12 protein-coding genes, 2 tRNA genes and 1 other RNA gene are annotated in these 16,040 nt (G+C 74.1%); 7 read left to right on the top strand and 8 right to left on the bottom strand.

Features of this window, described 5'->3' with window-relative positions:
• From AB0D01_RS26705 to AB0D01_RS26695, 3 genes are all read right to left on the bottom strand, one after another.
• Entirely contained in the window at positions 1–450 is a 450-nt protein-coding gene (locus AB0D01_RS26705) for a molybdopterin-dependent oxidoreductase (RefSeq protein WP_363059498.1), read from the bottom strand.
• A gap of 77 nt (positions 451–527) precedes the next feature.
• Positions 528–3,314 (bottom strand): molybdopterin-dependent oxidoreductase, encoded by a 2,787-nt coding sequence (locus AB0D01_RS26700; RefSeq protein WP_363059496.1) that lies wholly within the window; start codon positions 3,312–3,314, stop codon positions 528–530.
• Positions 3,311–4,165, bottom strand: coding sequence for an FAD binding domain-containing protein (locus AB0D01_RS26695; protein WP_363059494.1), 855 nt, complete (start codon positions 4,163–4,165; stop codon positions 3,311–3,313). Before AB0D01_RS26695 ends, AB0D01_RS26700 begins: the two co-directional genes overlap by 4 nt.
• Positions 4,166–4,387: 222 nt before the next feature.
• Here AB0D01_RS26695 and AB0D01_RS26690 point away from each other — a divergent pair, with 222 nt between their 5' ends.
• Positions 4,388–5,833, top strand: a complete 1,446-nt coding sequence (locus tag AB0D01_RS26690) for a PucR family transcriptional regulator ligand-binding domain-containing protein (RefSeq protein ID WP_363059492.1) — start codon at positions 4,388–4,390, stop codon at positions 5,831–5,833.
• A 22-nt stretch (positions 5,834–5,855) separates the two neighbouring features.
• On the opposite strand, the gene AB0D01_RS26685 is transcribed toward AB0D01_RS26690, so the two are convergent.
• The 4 genes from AB0D01_RS26685 to AB0D01_RS26670 form a co-directional block, all read right to left on the bottom strand.
• The gene (locus AB0D01_RS26685) at positions 5,856–6,254 is read right to left on the bottom strand and encodes a TOBE domain-containing protein (RefSeq protein WP_363059490.1); all 399 of its coding nucleotides are present in this window, start codon (positions 6,252–6,254) and stop codon (positions 5,856–5,858) included.
• Between the two features lie 150 nt (positions 6,255–6,404).
• Positions 6,405–6,827, bottom strand: coding sequence for a PIN domain nuclease (locus AB0D01_RS26680; RefSeq protein ID WP_363059488.1), 423 nt, complete (start codon positions 6,825–6,827; stop codon positions 6,405–6,407).
• Positions 6,824–7,039: a type II toxin-antitoxin system VapB family antitoxin gene (locus tag AB0D01_RS26675; RefSeq protein ID WP_037920122.1), complete on the bottom strand. Its 216-nt coding sequence runs from the start codon at positions 7,037–7,039 to the stop codon at positions 6,824–6,826. The genes AB0D01_RS26680 and AB0D01_RS26675 overlap by 4 nt, the downstream gene beginning before the upstream one ends.
• 133 nt (positions 7,040–7,172) lie before the next feature.
• Positions 7,173–7,260: transfer RNA gene (locus AB0D01_RS26670), tRNA-Ser, on the bottom strand.
• 130 nt (positions 7,261–7,390) lie between these two features.
• Here AB0D01_RS26670 and ffs point away from each other — a divergent pair.
• The 6 genes from ffs to AB0D01_RS26640 all read left to right on the top strand — a co-directional run bounded on the left by ffs (position 7,391) and on the right by AB0D01_RS26640 (position 15,839).
• Positions 7,391–7,489: signal recognition particle sRNA small type (ffs, locus tag AB0D01_RS26665), an RNA gene on the top strand.
• Positions 7,490–7,542: 53 nt separating this feature from the next.
• The gene (locus AB0D01_RS26660; RefSeq protein WP_363059486.1) at positions 7,543–9,774 is read left to right on the top strand and encodes a DNA polymerase III subunit gamma and tau; all 2,232 of its coding nucleotides are present in this window, start codon (positions 7,543–7,545) and stop codon (positions 9,772–9,774) included.
• A 60-nt stretch (positions 9,775–9,834) separates the two neighbouring features.
• Positions 9,835–11,097, top strand: a complete 1,263-nt coding sequence (purD, locus tag AB0D01_RS26655) for a phosphoribosylamine--glycine ligase (protein ID WP_363059484.1) — start codon at positions 9,835–9,837, stop codon at positions 11,095–11,097.
• A gap of 287 nt (positions 11,098–11,384) precedes the next feature.
• Entirely contained in the window at positions 11,385–13,112 is a 1,728-nt protein-coding gene (locus AB0D01_RS26650) for a hypothetical protein (RefSeq protein WP_363059482.1), read from the top strand.
• 238 nt (positions 13,113–13,350) lie between these two features.
• Positions 13,351–14,844 carry a N,N-dimethylformamidase beta subunit family domain-containing protein gene (locus AB0D01_RS26645; RefSeq protein WP_363059480.1) on the top strand — a complete coding sequence of 498 codons (1,494 nt, stop codon included), beginning with the start codon at positions 13,351–13,353 and terminating at the stop codon, positions 14,842–14,844.
• Positions 14,845–14,936: 92 nt separating this feature from the next.
• Positions 14,937–15,839, top strand: coding sequence for a phosphoribosylaminoimidazolesuccinocarboxamide synthase (locus AB0D01_RS26640; RefSeq protein WP_363059478.1), 903 nt, complete (start codon positions 14,937–14,939; stop codon positions 15,837–15,839).
• A gap of 115 nt (positions 15,840–15,954) precedes the next feature.
• Here the strand turns inward: AB0D01_RS26640 and AB0D01_RS26635 are convergent.
• Positions 15,955–16,027: transfer RNA gene (locus tag AB0D01_RS26635), tRNA-Gly, on the bottom strand.
• Positions 16,028–16,040: the final 13 nt, after the last annotated feature.

The following is a 16,040-nucleotide window of genomic DNA, read 5'->3' as shown; positions in this document are numbered from 1 at the left end:
CTAGGCGGGGGTCAGGGCCGGGACCCGCAGGGCCCCGAACCAGACGTGGGTGACGGCGCTGACGTACCGCGCCCCGCAGCGGTCCGACGGCACCACCAGCTGGCTGCCGGCCCCGTCGAGCTCCTCGCCGTCGAGGCGGGTGGCCAGCAGGACCGGACAGTCGCGGAAGTCCGGGTCCAGCTCCGCCCACGACAGGACGGTGTGGTGGCCGTCGCCGCCGCCGACCGCGAGGACGTAGCGGCCGCGGTCCTTGCGGCGCCGGGCGTCGAAGACCGGCCCGGCCCCGGTGACGACGTCCCGCAGCAGCACGCCCTTGAAGACGTGTCGCTGCGGGCCGTTCGTCGCGCAGTCGAAGGTGACCTCCGCGCGGTGCTGCGGCCAGGCCCGCAGGTCGGCGACGCTCAGGGTCGCGGGACGGTCGAGTTCGCCGTGCAGCAGGAAGGAGGCCATGCGGATGTCATGCCCGACTCGTGTCCCGCTGGAACCTCATGTGCAAGGTTCATGGGGACATACGAGTCGCATACGGGTCACGATTCGGCGGATTCACCCTGCATCTTCCGGTGGATCCGCCGCCAGACGACGTCCCGGGTCAGCGGCATCTCCGTGAAGCGGATGCCCGTCGCGTCCCGCAGGGCGTTCGCGAAGGCCGGGCCGACCGGGTTGAAGGGGCTCTCGGACATGGACTTGGCGCCGAGGGGCCCGATCGCGTCCGAGGTCTCCATGAAGTGGACCTCGGTGCGCGGGACGTCCGCGTACTGCGGCAGGCGGTAGCGGCGGAAGGCGGCCGTGGTGACCTCCCCGCGCTCGTCCACCCGTACGGTCTCGAACAGGGTCGCCCCCAGGGCCTGGGCCACGCCGCCCTCGACCTGGCCCCGGCACTGCACCGGGTTCATGACCTTGCCGGCGTCCGCCGCGTGCACGCTGCGCAGGATCCGCATCTCGCCCGTGTCCGGGTCCACCGCGAGGCGGAACCACTGGGCGTTGAAGGCGACCGAGCGGGGCGAGCCGCCCCAATGGCCGTCCGCCGAGACCTCCTCCGGCCGGCCCTGCGCGTACGCGGCCTCGTGGAGCTCCTTCAGCGTGACGACGCGGCCCGCGCAGTCGAAGGCCTCCGCCTCCAGCCTGCACAGGTGCCGGGCCACGCCGGTGTGGCGGGCCGCGAAGGTCCGCAGCCGCTCCGCGAGCGAGTTCGCCGCCAGCATCACCGCCTTGCCCGCGACCACGGTGCCGGCCGAGCCGAAGGCGCCGGTGTCGTGGCGCACCACGTCGGTGTCGGACTGGCGGACCGCGATCCGGTCGACGGTGGTGTTCAGCGCGCCGGCGGTGATCTGCTTGTGGACGGTGGTGGTGCCGTTGCCGAACTCGGCGGTGCCGACCGCGATGTCGTACGTGCCGTCGGACAGCAGGCTGACCGTGGCGTCGGCGAAGTGGCCGCCCGGGGGGCCCGTGGCGATCATCGCGACGGCCGATCCGGTGCCGGTGAGCCAGCCCTCGGGGACGTCCTCGTGGCTGCGGTCGTCGGCGATGGCCCGGCGTACGACGTCCATGCACTGCCGCATCCCGTAGGAGGCGATGAACAGGTCCTCCTCGTGGCCGATCGGGGTGACGAGGTGGTCGCCCGCGCCGATGACGTTCTTCTCGCGCAGCACGAGCGGGTCCATCCCGAGCGCGACGGCGAGTTCGTCCATCATCGATTCGAGGGCGAAGAGGACCTGGCCGAGGCCGTAGCCGCGGAAGGCGCCCGCCGGTACCCCGTTGGTGTAGACGGAGTACGCCTCGACCTCCTTGTTCGGCGCCTTGTAGACGGCGAAGGACTCCCCGACGCTGTGGAACATGACCGCCGGGCCGTGGTTGCCGTAGGCGCCGGTGTTGGAGAGCACGCGGATGCGCAGGGCGGTGAGGGTGCCGTCGGCCTTGGCCCCCATCTTGATGGTGATCTTGAAGGGGTGGCGGGTGGTGGCCCCGTAGAACTGCTCGGCTCGGGTGAACTCGAGCTTCACCGGGCGCCTCAGCTTCAGGGCGGCGAGGACCACGATGTCCTCGGTCAGCATCTCCTGCTTGCCGCCGAACCCGCCGCCCACCCGGCCCGCGACCACGCGGACCTCGTCCTCGTTCAGGTCGTACAGGGCGCACAGCGCCCGTCGGGTCAGGAACGGGGCCTGGGTGGAGGAGCGGACGGTGACGCGCTCGCCCTCCCCGTCCTCCTTGGGCTCGAAGTACGCGACGCTGCCGTGGGTCTCCAGGCTGGCGTGCTGCACCCGCTGGGTCCGGAAGGTCTCCTCCAGGACCACGTCCGCCTCGGCGTAGCCCCTCTCCATGTCGCCGATGGTGGCGTGGACCTCGCCGCACACGTTGTTCTCGGCCCGGAAGATCCCCGACTCGGGGCCCTTGGGGTGCAGCACGGGCGCGCCCGGCAGCATGGCCTCCTCCGGGTCGGTGACGTAGGGGAGCTCCTCGTACGTGACCACCACGCGCCGGCAGCCCTCCTCCGCGGCCTGCTCGCTGTCGGCGACGACGGCCGCCACGCGCTGGCCGACGAAACGGACGACGTCGTCCAGGACCCGGGTGTCCATCGGGTCCTCGGTGGGGTGCTCGTGGCGGGCCGAGGAGTACAGCCGGTCCGGGGCGTCGTGGTGGGTCAGGACGGCGTGGACGCCTGGGACCTGGAGCGCCTCGCGGGTGTCGATGTCGACGATCCGGGCGTGCGGGTGCGGGGAGCGCAGCAGCTTCATGTGGAGCAGGCCGGGCACCTCGACGTCGAAGGTGTAGCGGGCGGTGCCGGTGACCACCTGCGGGCCCGCGGGGGCCCCGGGGCTGCGGCCGACGGCCTGACCGGCCTCGGGCTCCTCGGTGTGCCTGACCCCGCGCACCGCGTCCTCGATGGCGCGGTAGCCGGTGCAGCGGCAGATGTTGCCCTTGAAGGCGCGCGGGAGGTCGTCCAGCTTCCCGTCGTCGTGGGCGGTGCCCTCCTCGGCCTGGAGGGCGGCGGTGGTCATCAGGAACCCGGCGGTGCAGAAGCCGCACTGGAAGCCCTGGGCGTCGAGGAACTGTCGCTGCGCCGGGTGGAGTTCGCCGCCGGGTCGGGCGAGGCCCTCGACGGTGGTGACGGAGCGGCCCTCGGCGCGGACCGCCGGGTAGAGGCAGCTGTGGACGGGCTGCCCGTCGACGTGGACGGTGCAGGCCCCGCAGTCGCCCTGGTCGCAGCCCTTCTTCACACCGAACCAGCCGCGTTCGCGCAGGTAGGTGCGCAGGCACTGGCCCGGGCGGGGCTCGTCCTCGAAGCGCCGCTGGTTGATCTCGATGCCGTAGCTCATCGGGAACCCTCCTGAGGTGCGCCGGGTCGTGGCCCGGTCGCGTCGGTCAGCTCGCGGCGGATCTCCTCGGCCAGGTGCAGGGCCATGTGCCGCCGCCAGTCGGGCAGGCCGTGGATGTCGTCGAACCACTCGTCGGGGCGTACGCCGTCGTCGATCGCGGCGCGCAGTTCGCCGGCGGTGGGCGGCAGCGCGAACCAGAAGCGGAACGGGCGCGTCGTGGCCGCGGAGACGGTGACGGCCAGCGATCCGTCGCGCGGGTCGAGCGCGCCGATCACCAGGGCGCCGGAGCGGCCCAGCCCGTACAGCGAGGCCTGCCGGAAGGCCGTACGGGTGTCCAGGGCGTACGCGGGGATCCGCACCGAGCGCAGCAGCTCGCCGTCGCGCAGGTCCTTGACGCCGGCGCCGCGAATGAAGTCGGTGACGGGCAGCCGGCGGGTGGCGCCGTCCTGGCCCTGGAGCAGGACGGTGGAGTCGAGGGCGGCGGTCAGGGAGATCATCGGGCCGGCCGGGAGGCCGTTGCAGAGGTTGCCGCCGACGGTGGCCATGTTCCAGATCTTGAAGCTCGCCAGGAAGGCGCGGCAGCACTGCTCGACGAGCGGTGCCGCGGCGGCGGGCAGGGTGCGGCCGAAGCGGGACAGTTCGGTGATGGTGCAGGTGGCGGCGATGTCGAGGGAGCCGTCGGGCTGCCACGACAGGGGCGGCCAGCCCATGCGGGAGAGGTCGAAGAGGCGGCGGATGTGGGGCTGGGGCTCGGAGAAGAGGTACGTGCCGCCGCCGAGCCAGGCGTCGCCGGGACGCCAGGGTTCGCGGCGGCGGGCGTCGCGCACGTCGAGCACGGTGTTGAGGTCCAATTCGCGCCACCAGCCTTCCTGATCCCGGGGTTTCGCTTCAGTGAAGCAACCGCCGACGGGCGGAAACGACTGGTCTCGGCCACGGAAAGCAGCCAACTCGGGACGGTTCGCCTTGGTGGATCAACCAAGACCCGTATACGCGCGTTGCCCTTGCATTTACGATGTGGTTTCTCGTATTCACCTGGCGAATGTGGGTCACCCCCACCGCAAGGAGTCCCTGCCATGCACGTCCTCGACCTCCTCCAGTCCGACAACCTCGGCCTCACCCTGCTCTGGGGCGAGGAAGCCCTTCTCGGCCAGGAGGTCAGCGGCGTCACCGCCACCGACCTGGAGGACCCGGGCCGGTTCCTGGGCCCCGGCGAGCTCGTGCTCAGCGGTCTCGTGTGGTGGTCGGACGCCGACCCGGCGAAGACCGACCGCTTCGTCTCCGCCCTCGCCGAGGCCGGGGCCACCGCCCTGCTGGCCGGCGAGGAGACCCACGGCCGGGTCCCGGACGAGCTGATCGCCGCCTGCCGCGCCCACCGGGTGCCGGTGGTGGCCGTCCCGGCGAGGACCAGCTTCCGGTCGGTCACCGAGGCCGTGTACCTGCGCCAGTGGGGCGACCTCAGCCGCCGTCCGACCCGGATCTTCGCCCTGCCCGAGAACGTGCGCGGCGAGCTGAGCCGGCTCCTGGAGAGCGGCGCGGGCCCCGCCGAACTGCTCGACCGCGCCTGCGCCCACCTGGGCCGGATCAGCTGCTACGTGCTGACCGCGAGCGGGCGGACGGTGGCCCGTACGCCCTCCGCGCCGCCGCTGCCCGCCCGGCGGGCCGCCGTCGCGCGCGACGGGCTCTCGCTGCGCGTCGAGGCCGACGGATCCCCGTACGACGCCTGGCGGCTGCACCTGCCGGACGCGGACGCGGCGCCGCCCCGGGTGCTCCACGAGATCGCCGAGGTGTTCGCCCAGTACCGCGACCGCGGGGCCCGCCGCACCGCCGCCGAGCGCGCGGCCGGACAGGAGCTGATCGCGCTGCTGTCCCGCGAGGCCGATCCGGCCGCGCTGGAGGAGGCGCTGACCGCCGCCGGCCTGCCCACGACCGGCCCGTACCGGGTGCTGACGGCCACCTCGGGCGAGGCCCTGGCCGAGGCCCTCGGGCACCTGGAGGGCCTCGCGTGGACGGCCGGCGACACCGCGGCGGTGCTCCACGAGGACCCGCGCGCGCAGCTCGACGTCGTGGCGGAGCTGCGCGGACTGTGGCCACTGCTGCGGGCGTGCGCACCGCAGGGGTCCGAGCCGCGGCTCGGCGCGGGCGCGCGGACGGCGGGCCCCGAGGGGCTGCGGGCCTCCCTGAACCAGGCCGCCTTCGCGTTGACGGCGACCGACGAGGACGCCCCGGTGCGGGGAGTCGAGCAGCTGGACACCCTGGCCGAACTCCTCGGCGGGGTGCCGCCGGAGGTGCGGTCCGTCTTCGGGACGCGCACGCTCGGCCCGCTGGGCGACGGCATGCTCCGCGAGACCCTGGAGGTCTTCCTGGCCAACAACTGCTCGTGGGCCCGCACGGCGGAGGCCCTGCACCTGCACGTCAACACCGTGCACTACCGGATCGAGCGGGTGGAGGCCCTGACGGGCCGCGACCTGTCCCGCCTGGACCACAAGCTGGACCTCTACGCGGCGCTGCGCTGCGCCTGAACCGTCCGCACGGCCCGCCCGCTCAGACCACGTCGACGTGCACGTCCGTCGACTTCACCCGGGCGGTGACGCGCACCCCGACCGCGATCCCGAGCTCCTCCACGGACTCCCGGGTCACCACCGAGACGATGCGGTGCGGCCCGGACTGGATCTCCACCTGGGCCGCCACCTCGTCGAGCCGTACCGCCGTGACGATCCCGGCGAAGGCGTTGCGCACGGAGGTGACGGGGGCGCCCTCGGGCAGCGGGTGCATCCCGGCCGCCCGCTCCTTGGCGAACGCGGCCAGCACCGCCCCGTCCACCGCGCGGTTCCCGTCGGGCCCGCGCGGGGCGTCCAGCCGCCCCGCGTCGGCCCAGCGGCGGACGGTTTCGGAGCTCACGCCCAGCAGGCCGGCGGCCTGCCCGATCGAATACGACGGCACGCGCGCAGCATAGCCGCGTGGGCCTTCGAGGCTCGGACCGCGACGGAAACCGAGACGGGGAAACGCCAGAGGGCCGGACCGCTGACGCGGCGGAGGAAGGCGAATGCGACCGGAACCGGAACTGAAACCGGAACCGCAACCGCTGTCCGACTACTTGTGGCTCGCCGGGCCGTACCACTGGAGGGGCTGGCCGGTGACCGAGGCGATGCACTCGAAGTCGTGGTCCCGATGCAGGAGGGTGAGGCCCTGCAATTCGGCGGTCGCGGCGACGACGAGGTCGACCGCACCGGCGCTGCGGTGCTTGCCCTGCTTGGTGAGGGCCTCCTGGACCTGCCAGGCCCGGTCGTAGGCGCGGTCGTCGACCGGGACCCAGCCGAAGATCAGCCTGATGTCCTCGATGCCCCGCGCTCTGTCGGCGGCCGATCGGGCGCTGTAGAAGAACTCCAGCTCCGTGATGGGGCACGTGGCGATCAGGCCGGCCGCCGCTGCCTGGTCCCAGCCGTACTGCTCCGCGTCACCGTGCAGGAAGCGGGCGAGAGCGCTGGTGTCGATCAGGTAGAGAGCGGCGTTCACCGTCGGTAGTTCCTCTTTTCCTCGAACAGCGTCAGGTCGAACGCGCCTTCGTCGGCGGCGGCGCGCAAGCGGGTCAGGGCCAGCGCGCGCCGCCTGTTCTCCAGCACCTCGCGGAGGGCCGTGTTGACCGTCTCCTTCTTGGTGCTGGTCCCCAGCGCCTTGGCCACGTCCGCGACCAGCTCGTCATCGAGGTCGATCACCGTGCGACTCATGGTGCACCTCCTTGATATCAAGTATGGAGGCGAGTATATCTCCGAAGGTTCATCGCTGCGCCGCGTGTGAGACGGAAACCGAGACGGGAAACGCCAGAGGGCCGGACCGCTGATGCGGTCCGGCCCTCTGGGCTGGCGGAGGATACGAGATTCGAACTCGTGAGGGGTTGCCCCCAACACGCTTTCCAAGCGTGCGCCCTAGGCCTCTAGGCGAATCCTCCGCCGCAAACAATACAAGACGTTGAGGGGTGCTCGCGAACACGATCCCGATCTTGGGGTCGGGGAGGGTCCCGGTCGGGACGGGGAGCCGGGGCGGCTCGATTCTCGGGCCCGGTATCCGCTAGGGTGGGGCCCAGCCCCTCACGTGGCGCTATCTCACCCAACTCCCCCAGGGCCGGAAGGCAGCAAGGGTAAGTGGGCTCTGGCGGGTGCGTGGGGGGCGCTTTGCGTTCCGGGGCGGCGTGGGGCCGCTGTTGTCGGTGGGCCCGGATAACCTCGTAGACGTGTCGTCCCTTGCGCTGTACCGCCGCTACCGCCCCGAGTCGTTCGCCGAGGTCATCGGGCAGGACCATGTCACGGTCCCGCTGATGCAGGCCCTGCGGAACAACCGGGTCAATCACGCGTACCTGTTCAGCGGCCCGCGCGGCTGCGGCAAGACGACCAGCGCGCGCATCCTGGCGCGCTGCCTCAACTGTGAGCAGGGTCCCACCCCCGACCCGTGCGGCGAGTGCCAGTCCTGCCGCGACCTGGCCCGCAACGGACCGGGGTCGATCGACGTCATCGAGATCGACGCCGCCTCCCACGGTGGTGTGGACGACGCCCGCGACCTGCGCGAGAAGGCCTTCTTCGGGCCCGCCTCCAGCCGGTACAAGATCTACATCATCGACGAGGCCCACATGGTCACCTCGGCGGGCTTCAACGCCCTGCTGAAGGTGGTCGAGGAGCCGCCGGAGCACCTCAAGTTCATCTTCGCCACGACCGAACCCGAGAAGGTCATCGGGACCATCCGCTCCCGTACCCACCACTACCCCTTCCGCCTGGTGCCGCCCGGCACGCTGCGGGACTACCTCGGCGAGGTCTGCGGCCGCGAGGGGTCCGTGGTCGAGGACGGCGTGCTGCCGCTCGTCGTGCGGGCCGGGGCCGGCTCCGTGCGCGACTCGATGTCCGTCATGGACCAGCTCCTCGCCGGCGCCGGCGAGGAGGGCGTGACGTACACCATGGCCACCTCCCTCCTCGGGTACACCGAGGGCTCGCTGCTCGACTCCGTCGTGGACGCGTTCGCCGCCGGTGACGGCGCCGCCGCCTTCGAGGTCGTCGACCGGGTGGTCGAGGGCGGCAACGACCCCCGCCGGTTCGTCGCCGACCTGCTGGAGCGGCTGCGCGACCTGGTGATCCTCGCCGCCGTGCCGGACGCCGGGGAGAAGGGCCTCATCGACGCCCCGGCCGACGTCGTGGAGCGGATGCAGGCCCAGGCGTCGGTGTTCGGCGCCGCCGAGCTGTCGCGCGCCGCCGACCTGGTCAACGCGGGGCTCACCGAGATGCGGGGCGCGACCTCGCCCCGGCTCCAGCTGGAGCTGATCTGTGCCCGGGTGCTGCTGCCCGCCGCCTTCGACGACGAGCGTTCCTTCCAGGCCCGCCTCGACCGCCTGGAGCGCAGCGGCCCGCCCGCCGGCGTGTCCTACGCCGCCCCGGCCGCCGCGCCCGCGCTGGGCTACGTCCCCGGCCCCGAGGCGCACGGCATGGCCCCGGCCGGCCCGGCCGGCGGTGTCGCCGCCGCGCGGGCCGCCGTACGGGCCCCCGAAGCCCCGCCGGTGGCGGCCCCCGCCCCGGAGCCCGTCGCCGTACACCCGCCCGCGCCGGCCCCCGCCGCCCAGGCCCCGGCCGCCCCCGCCGCCGCCCCCGCCCCGGGCGCGTGGCCCGGCGCCGCGCAGCCCGGCAGCGGCGCGCCCGGCGCCTGGCCGGGCGCCGCCACCCCGGCCGCGCCCGCGCAGACCGCGCAGCCGCAGGCCGCCCCCGCCGCCCCCGCCCCCGGCGCCTGGCCCAGTGCCGCCGCCCCCGGCAGCGGCGTCCCCGCCCCGGCCGCCCCGGCTCCCGTCGCGGCGGCTCCCGCCCCCACGCCCGCCGCGGCCCCGTCGGCGCCCTCGCCCGGGATGGCCGCCGGCGCCGGGCAGGTCCAGGCGATGTGGCCCGGCGTCCTGGAGGCCGTCAAGAACCGCCGCCGCTTCACCTGGATCCTGCTCAGCCAGAACGCCCAGGTCACCGGCTTCGACGGCACGACCCTCCAGCTCGGCTTCCCCAACCCCGGCGCCCGCGACAACTTCGCGAGCAGCGGCAGCGAGGACGTCCTGAAGGCGGTGCTCGCCGAGCAGTTCCAGGTCAACTGGAAGATCGACGCAGTGGTGGGCGGCGGCGGCCCGGCTCCGGTCCAGCACTCCTCCTACGCCGCCCCGCAGGCGCCCGTCGCCCCGGCCCCGGTCCCCTCCGCGCCCGCGTACGAGCCGCCGGCCGCGGACCGGCAGCCCCCGGCCCCCGCGGACCGGCAGGCGTACCGGCCGCAGGCCCCGCAGCAGGAGGCGCCGCGGCCCGTCGCGCAGCAGGCGCCCCCGCCGGTCGCCCCCGAGGACGACGTGGCGGAGGCGGACGACCCGGACCTGGTGGAGAGCGCGTTGACCGGACACGACCTGATCGTGCGCGAGCTCGGAGCCACCGTTGTGGAGGAATACACGAATGAGTAGCCCCTCGTAGTTGGGTGGCCGCACGAAACCCGCCACGCCGTCCGGGCTACCCTGGGCGGCGTGAAGGTCCTCGTCATCGGCGGCGGCGCCCGCGAACACGCCCTGTGCCGCTCTCTGTCCCTCGACCCCGACGTCTCCGCGCTCTACTGCGCTCCCGGCAACGCCGGCATCGCCGAGGTGGCGGAGCTGCGTCCGGTCGACGCCCTCGACGGCGACGCGGTCGCCGCCCTCGCCGGCGAACTCGGCGCCGACCTGGTCGTCGTCGGCCCGGAGGCGCCCCTGGTCGCCGGGGTCTCCGACGCCGTCCGCGCGGCCGGCATCCCCGTCTTCGGCCCGTCCGCCGAGGCCGCCCGACTGGAGGGCTCCAAGGCCTTCGCCAAGGACGTGATGGCCGCGGCCGGCGTCCCGACGGCCCGCAGCTACGTCTGCGTCACCCCCGAAGAGGTCGACGCGGCCCTGGACGCCTTCAGCACCCCCGGCGCCCCCTGGGTCGTCAAGGACGACGGCCTCGCCGCCGGCAAGGGCGTCGTGGTCACCGAGGACCGCGCCCTGGCCCGCGCCCACGCGCTGGCCTGCGACCGCGTCGTCATCGAGGAGTACCTCGACGGCCCCGAGGTCTCCCTCTTCGCCATCACCGACGGCGTCACCGTCGTCCCGCTCCAGCCCGCGCAGGACTTCAAGCGCGCGCTGGACGGCGACGCGGGACCCAACACCGGCGGCATGGGCGCCTACTCCCCGCTCCCGTGGGCCGACCCCAAGCTGGTCGACGAGGTCATGGAGCTGGTCCTCCAGCCCACCGTCGACGAGCTCCGCCACCGCGGCACGCCCTTCTCCGGGCTGCTCTACGCCGGTCTCGCCCTGACCGGCCGCGGCACCCGCGTCATCGAGTTCAACGCCCGCTTCGGCGACCCCGAGACCCAGGTGGTCCTGGCCCGGCTGCGCACCCCGCTGGCGGGCGTGCTGCTGCACGCGGCGAAGGGCACGCTGGCCGACGAGCCGCCGCTCAGCTGGCGCGACGACGCGGCCGTCACGGTCGTGATCGCCTCCCACAACTACCCGGACACCCCGCGCACCGGCGACCCGATCGAGGGCCTCGCCGAGGTGGCGGCCGAGGACGGCCCCGACGCCTACGTGCTGCACGCCGGGACCCGGCGCGAGGGCGGGGCGATCGTCAGCGCGGGCGGTCGGGTGCTGTCGGTGACGGCGACCGGTTCCGATCTGGCCCAGGCCCGCGAGAAGGCGTATAAGGCCGTCGGACGGATCCGCCTGGACGGCTCCCAGCACCGTACGGACATCGCCGCGAAGGCGGCGGAAGGCCGCTGACCTGCACGGCGGTCACAGCACGGGCCCGGGGCGCGCGGACGCGCACCGGGCCCGCGCGCATGTCCGCGTACGAGTGCATCCGGCCGCGTTCGAACGCATCCACCTTTACCCAAAGCCATTCCATCGGGTGATGGACACCCGGTCTGCCTGACGTCCGGCCGCTCCCCAACTAGGGTGCGGCGCAAGCATTCCGGCACATGGCCCACCGGCATTGCGATGTCGGTGGCGGGTGTCACAGTGGGGGAGTGAGCAACACCGTCGCAGGGCAGAGGGGGTGAGGTCCGGTCGTGTCCGGAACGGGTTCGATCGCAGACGCGGACGTGCCGTCCGCACGTTCACGCGCCCTCGCCGTACTGCGGGTGCGCAGCAGGGCGCTCGCCGTCCTGCTCCTGCCCGCCGCCTTCGCGGTGGTGCTCGTCGCCGCCCGGATGACGGGCCGGCTCGCCGGTGAGCCCTGGCCGGTGGTGACCCTGGTCGTGTGCGTGGTCGCCGCGCTGGTCCTGCTGGTCGGCGGGGTCTTCGGGGCCGTCGTGCTGCGGGCGGGCCCCGCCGTGACGCCCACGGTGCCACTGCCCGAGAGCGCCGCGCCGGACCTCTACCGGCTCGTACGGGACCTGGCCGACCGGATGGACGTCCCCGCGCCCTCCGCGATAGCCCTCACCCCGGACTGCGACAGCTGGCTGGAGGACCGCGCGCACCCCGCGCACCGGCGCGGAGGCGGCATATCCGCGGGGCCCGAGGCGGAGCCCGGCGCGGCTCCCGTGCTGGTCATCGGTTCGCCGTTCCTGTGGTGGATGCGGGTCGCTGAGCTCCGGGCGGTCCTCGCGCCCGTGATCGCCGGCACCGGCCCCTCGGCGCACCCCGACATAGCCGACGCGCGCGGCTTCGTCCGCGGACTCGACGCGGCCGTGGACATCGGCGGGCGGCCCGGCCTCGGCTGGATCGCCCGACCCGCCCGGCTGCTGCTGAGGCTGTGCCGGACGGACGCCGCCGAGATGGAGCGCGGCGTCGCCGCCGCCGCCTCGGACCGCGCCCACGACGTGGACTACGCGCTGCGCATCACGGCCCAGGAGCAGGTCGGCCTCGCCTACGCGGGCTGGGACCGGCTGCTGACCCGGGTCGCGCTGCCCGCCTGGCGGATGGGCCGCTGGCCCGCGCACCTCGACGCCGGGGTGGTCTCCGCGCTGACCGAGCTGTCCCGCCGGGACCGCTTGGCCGACGGGTTCACCACGCGCCTGGGCGAGCGCCCGGCCTGCGACCTGCTGGAGCAGCCCGGGGTGCTCGACGAGGCGGCCTCCCTGTTGGCCGCGCGGCTGTTCCACGGGGGCCCCGCCGAGACCGGGCCGGACTGGTCCCCGGTGGACTGGGCGGAGTATCCGCAGGAGGTCGTCGACCGCAAGTGGCGTACGGAGGCGGCCCGACTGCACGCCGCCCTGGACGCCCTCGCCGTCCCCGGCACCCCGACGACGGCGCCCCCGGCCACCGCGCCCACCGCCACCGCGCCCACGGCCCGGGCCGACCGGACCGATCGCGCGGCGCGGGTCTCCCTCTCCCCGCCCACCGAAGGACCCGGCGGGCTCGGCGGCCCCACCCTGGAGCGGGTGCTCGGCTACCTCACCGATCCGGCCGGGGACTGCCTCGCCGGCGAGGCCCTCGCCGGACGCCTCAGCGGGGACCTGGCCCGGGAGGAACGCGCCGCCGATTCCCGCGTGGCGGCGGACCGGGCCCGGGGGGCCGACACGATGCCGCTCTTCCCGCTCCAGCCCCCGCGCAGCGGCCGGGACCTGCTGGCCGACCACGTCACCGCCCTGGTCTGCTGCGCGGCGGTGGACTACGCGGGCGCCGGCCCGGGCCTGGACTGGCTCGACGGCCCGGTCCTGCTGGTCGGCGGCGAGCGCCGCTCGGACCTCGCGCCGCACGTGCTGGCCCTCGTCGAGGACGGGGACCCGGGGCCGCTGCGGGAGTGGCTGGCCGAGGTCGGCGTCCGCCCGGAGAAGCCGGTCCGCCTCGTCTGAACCGTCCGCCCCGCGGCCCGGTAGGCCGGGGCGAGGCCCGGGGGCGAGGCCGGGGCCCCGGCCCGGCACGCCCGGGGCCAAGCGGTGGCCCGCCTTCCGTTCACGTCAATTCGCGACGAACGGTGACGGACTGCGTGCGTTATGTGATGTGCTGGGACCGGTCGCACGGAGGTGTCCGAAACCCGCCGCGCACCAAGACGACGAAAACGCGTTCGGGGGAGCGGGGGAGGGGAGCGGTATGGGTGCGGACCAGATCCGGCGGTGGGAGTCAGGTGCGCTCGCGCACGCGGTGAACGACCCCTTCGGCCAGGGCCCCCTGCCCTGGTTCCGGGGCAGCGAGCTGTACTTCGGCGACACCGGCCAGGTCGTGCCCTGGTACGTGGACCCGGCCGCCACCCCCGGCACCCTGCCGCGCCCCCACGGCTCCCCGGGCGGCTCGGGGGGCGGCCCCCGCACCGCCGACGACGTGCACCGCCAGATCAAGGGGTTCACCTCCACCGGGGCCGTCACCCCCGGCGAGGCGATCGACTTCCACATCACGGTCGACCCGCCCCAGCAGTTCTCGGTCGACGTCTACCGCATCGGCCACTACGGCGGCGACGGCGCCTCCAAGATCACCACGAGCCCCCGGCTGTCCGGCATCGTCCAGCCGCCCCCGCTCACCGCCGACCGGACGGTCTCCTGCCACCACTGGTGGCAGTCCTGGCGGCTCCAGGTGCCCTCGTACTGGTCCGTCGGCGCCTACGTGGCCGTCCTCACCACCGCCGACGGCTACCGCTCGCACATCCCCTTCACGGTGCGCGACGAGCACCCCGCCGACCTGCTGCTCCTGCTCCCCGACGTCACCTGGCAGGCCTACAACCTCTATCCCGAGGACGGCCGCACCGGCGCCAGCCTCTACCACGCGTGGGACGCGGAGGGCCGCCTCCTCGGCGAACGGGACGCCGCCATCACCGTCTCCTTCGACCGCCCCTACGCGGGCGCCGGCCTGCCGCTGCACGTCGGCCACGCCTACGACTTCATCCGCTGGGCCGAGCGCTACGGCTACGACCTCGCCTACGCCGACACCCGCGACCTCCACGCCGGCCGCGTCGACCCGACCCGCTACCGGGGCCTGGTCTTCCCCGGCCACGACGAGTACTGGTCGGTCCCGATGCGCCGCACCGTCGAGCGGGCCCGCGACCACGGCACCTCGCTCGTCTTCCTCTCCGCCAACACCATGTACTGGCAGGTCGAACTGGCCCCCTCCCCCTCCGGGGTCCCCGACCGCCTCCTCACCTGCCGAAAACGCCGCGGCCCCGGCCGCCCCACCCTGTGGCGCGAGATCGACCGCCCCGAGCAGCAGTTGCTCGGCATCCAGTACGCGGGGCGCGTTCCCGAGCCGGCCCCGCTGGTCGTGCGCAACGCCACGCACTGGCTGTGGGAGTCCACCGGCGCCGCCGAGAACGACGAGCTGGACGGCCTCGTCGCCGGCGAGGCCGACCGCTACTTCCCGCGCACCCAGCTGCCGCCGCACCAGGACCGGATCCTGCTCGCGCACTCCCCGTACCTCGACGGCGAGGGGGTCAGGCGCCACCAGGAGACCTCCCTCTACCGCGCCCCCAGCGGCGCCCTCGTCTTCGCCTCCGGCACCTTCGCCTGGTCGCCGGCCCTCGACCGCCCCGGGCACGTGGACGAACGCGTCCGGCGGGCCACCGCGAACCTCCTCGACCGGATCTGCAAGCGGGACTGAGCCCCGCCCCGCCCGGACACCCCCACGGGTCGGGCACGGCACCCGGTGGGGGAGAATGGGCGTGCGCTCGTACAGAACCACAGGGAGACCCCGTGCCCGGATTCGTCGAAAAGCCCGAGCCGGTCCAGGTGCCCGGCCTCGTCCACCTCCACACCGGCAAGGTCCGCGACCTCTACCGCGACGAGGACGGCCGGCTCGTCATGGTCGCCAGCGACCGCATCTCCGCCGCCGACTGGGTGCTGCCCACCGAGATCCCGGACAAGGGCCGCATCCTCACCCAGCTCTCCCTGTGGTGGTTCGACCAGCTCGCGGACCTGGTCCCCCACCACGTCCTGTCCACGGAACTGCCCGCCGGCGCCCCCGCCGACTGGGCCGGGCGCACGCTCGTGTGCAAGGCCCTCGACATGGTCCCGGTCGAGTGCGTCGCGCGCGGCTACCTGACCGGCTCCGGCCTCGCCGAGTACCGCAAGACCCGTACGGTCTGCGGCCTCGCCCTGCCGGAGGGGCTGGTCGACGGCTCCGAACTGCCCGCGCCGATCTTCACCCCGGCCGCGAAGGCGGAGGTCGGGGACCACGACGAGAACGTCTCCTACGAGGAGGTCGCGCGCACCACCGGCGCCGAGACGGCGGCGCTCCTGCGCCAGACCACCCTCGCCGTGTACTCCCGGGCCCGTGACATCGCCCGTGAGCGCGGCATCATCCTGGCGGACACCAAGTTCGAGTTCGGCTTCGACGCCGACGGCGCCCTGGTCGCCGCCGACGAGGTCCTCACCCCGGACTCCTCCCGCTTCTGGCCGGCCGACCTGTGGGAGCCGGGCCATGCGCAGCCCTCCTTCGACAAGCAGTACGTCCGCGACTGGCTGGCCTCCCCGGCCTCCGGCTGGGACTCGAAGGGCGAACTCCCGCCGCCCCCGCTGCCGCGGGACGTCGTCGAGCGGACCCGTGCCAAGTACGTGGAGGCCTACGAGCGCCTCACCGGCCAGAGCTGGAGCTGAACCGCCCCACCGCCGGCCGGGACCACCTCCCGGCCGGCGGCGGCGCCCCGCGAGGGGAACCGGTCGCGGAAACGAAGAAGCCCCCCGGTCCAGGACCGGGGGGCTTCTCTCGCTGAGCGGACAACGCGACTCGAACGCGCGACATCCACCTTGGCAAGGTGGTGCTCTACCAACTGAGCTATGTCCGCAGGTGCGCCGTAG

This window comes from Streptomyces sp. NPDC048606, assembly GCF_040650855.1.
In the GTDB taxonomy this organism is placed as follows: domain Bacteria; phylum Actinomycetota; class Actinomycetes; order Streptomycetales; family Streptomycetaceae; genus Streptomyces.
This window is presented reverse-complemented; position numbering and strand designations above follow the sequence as displayed.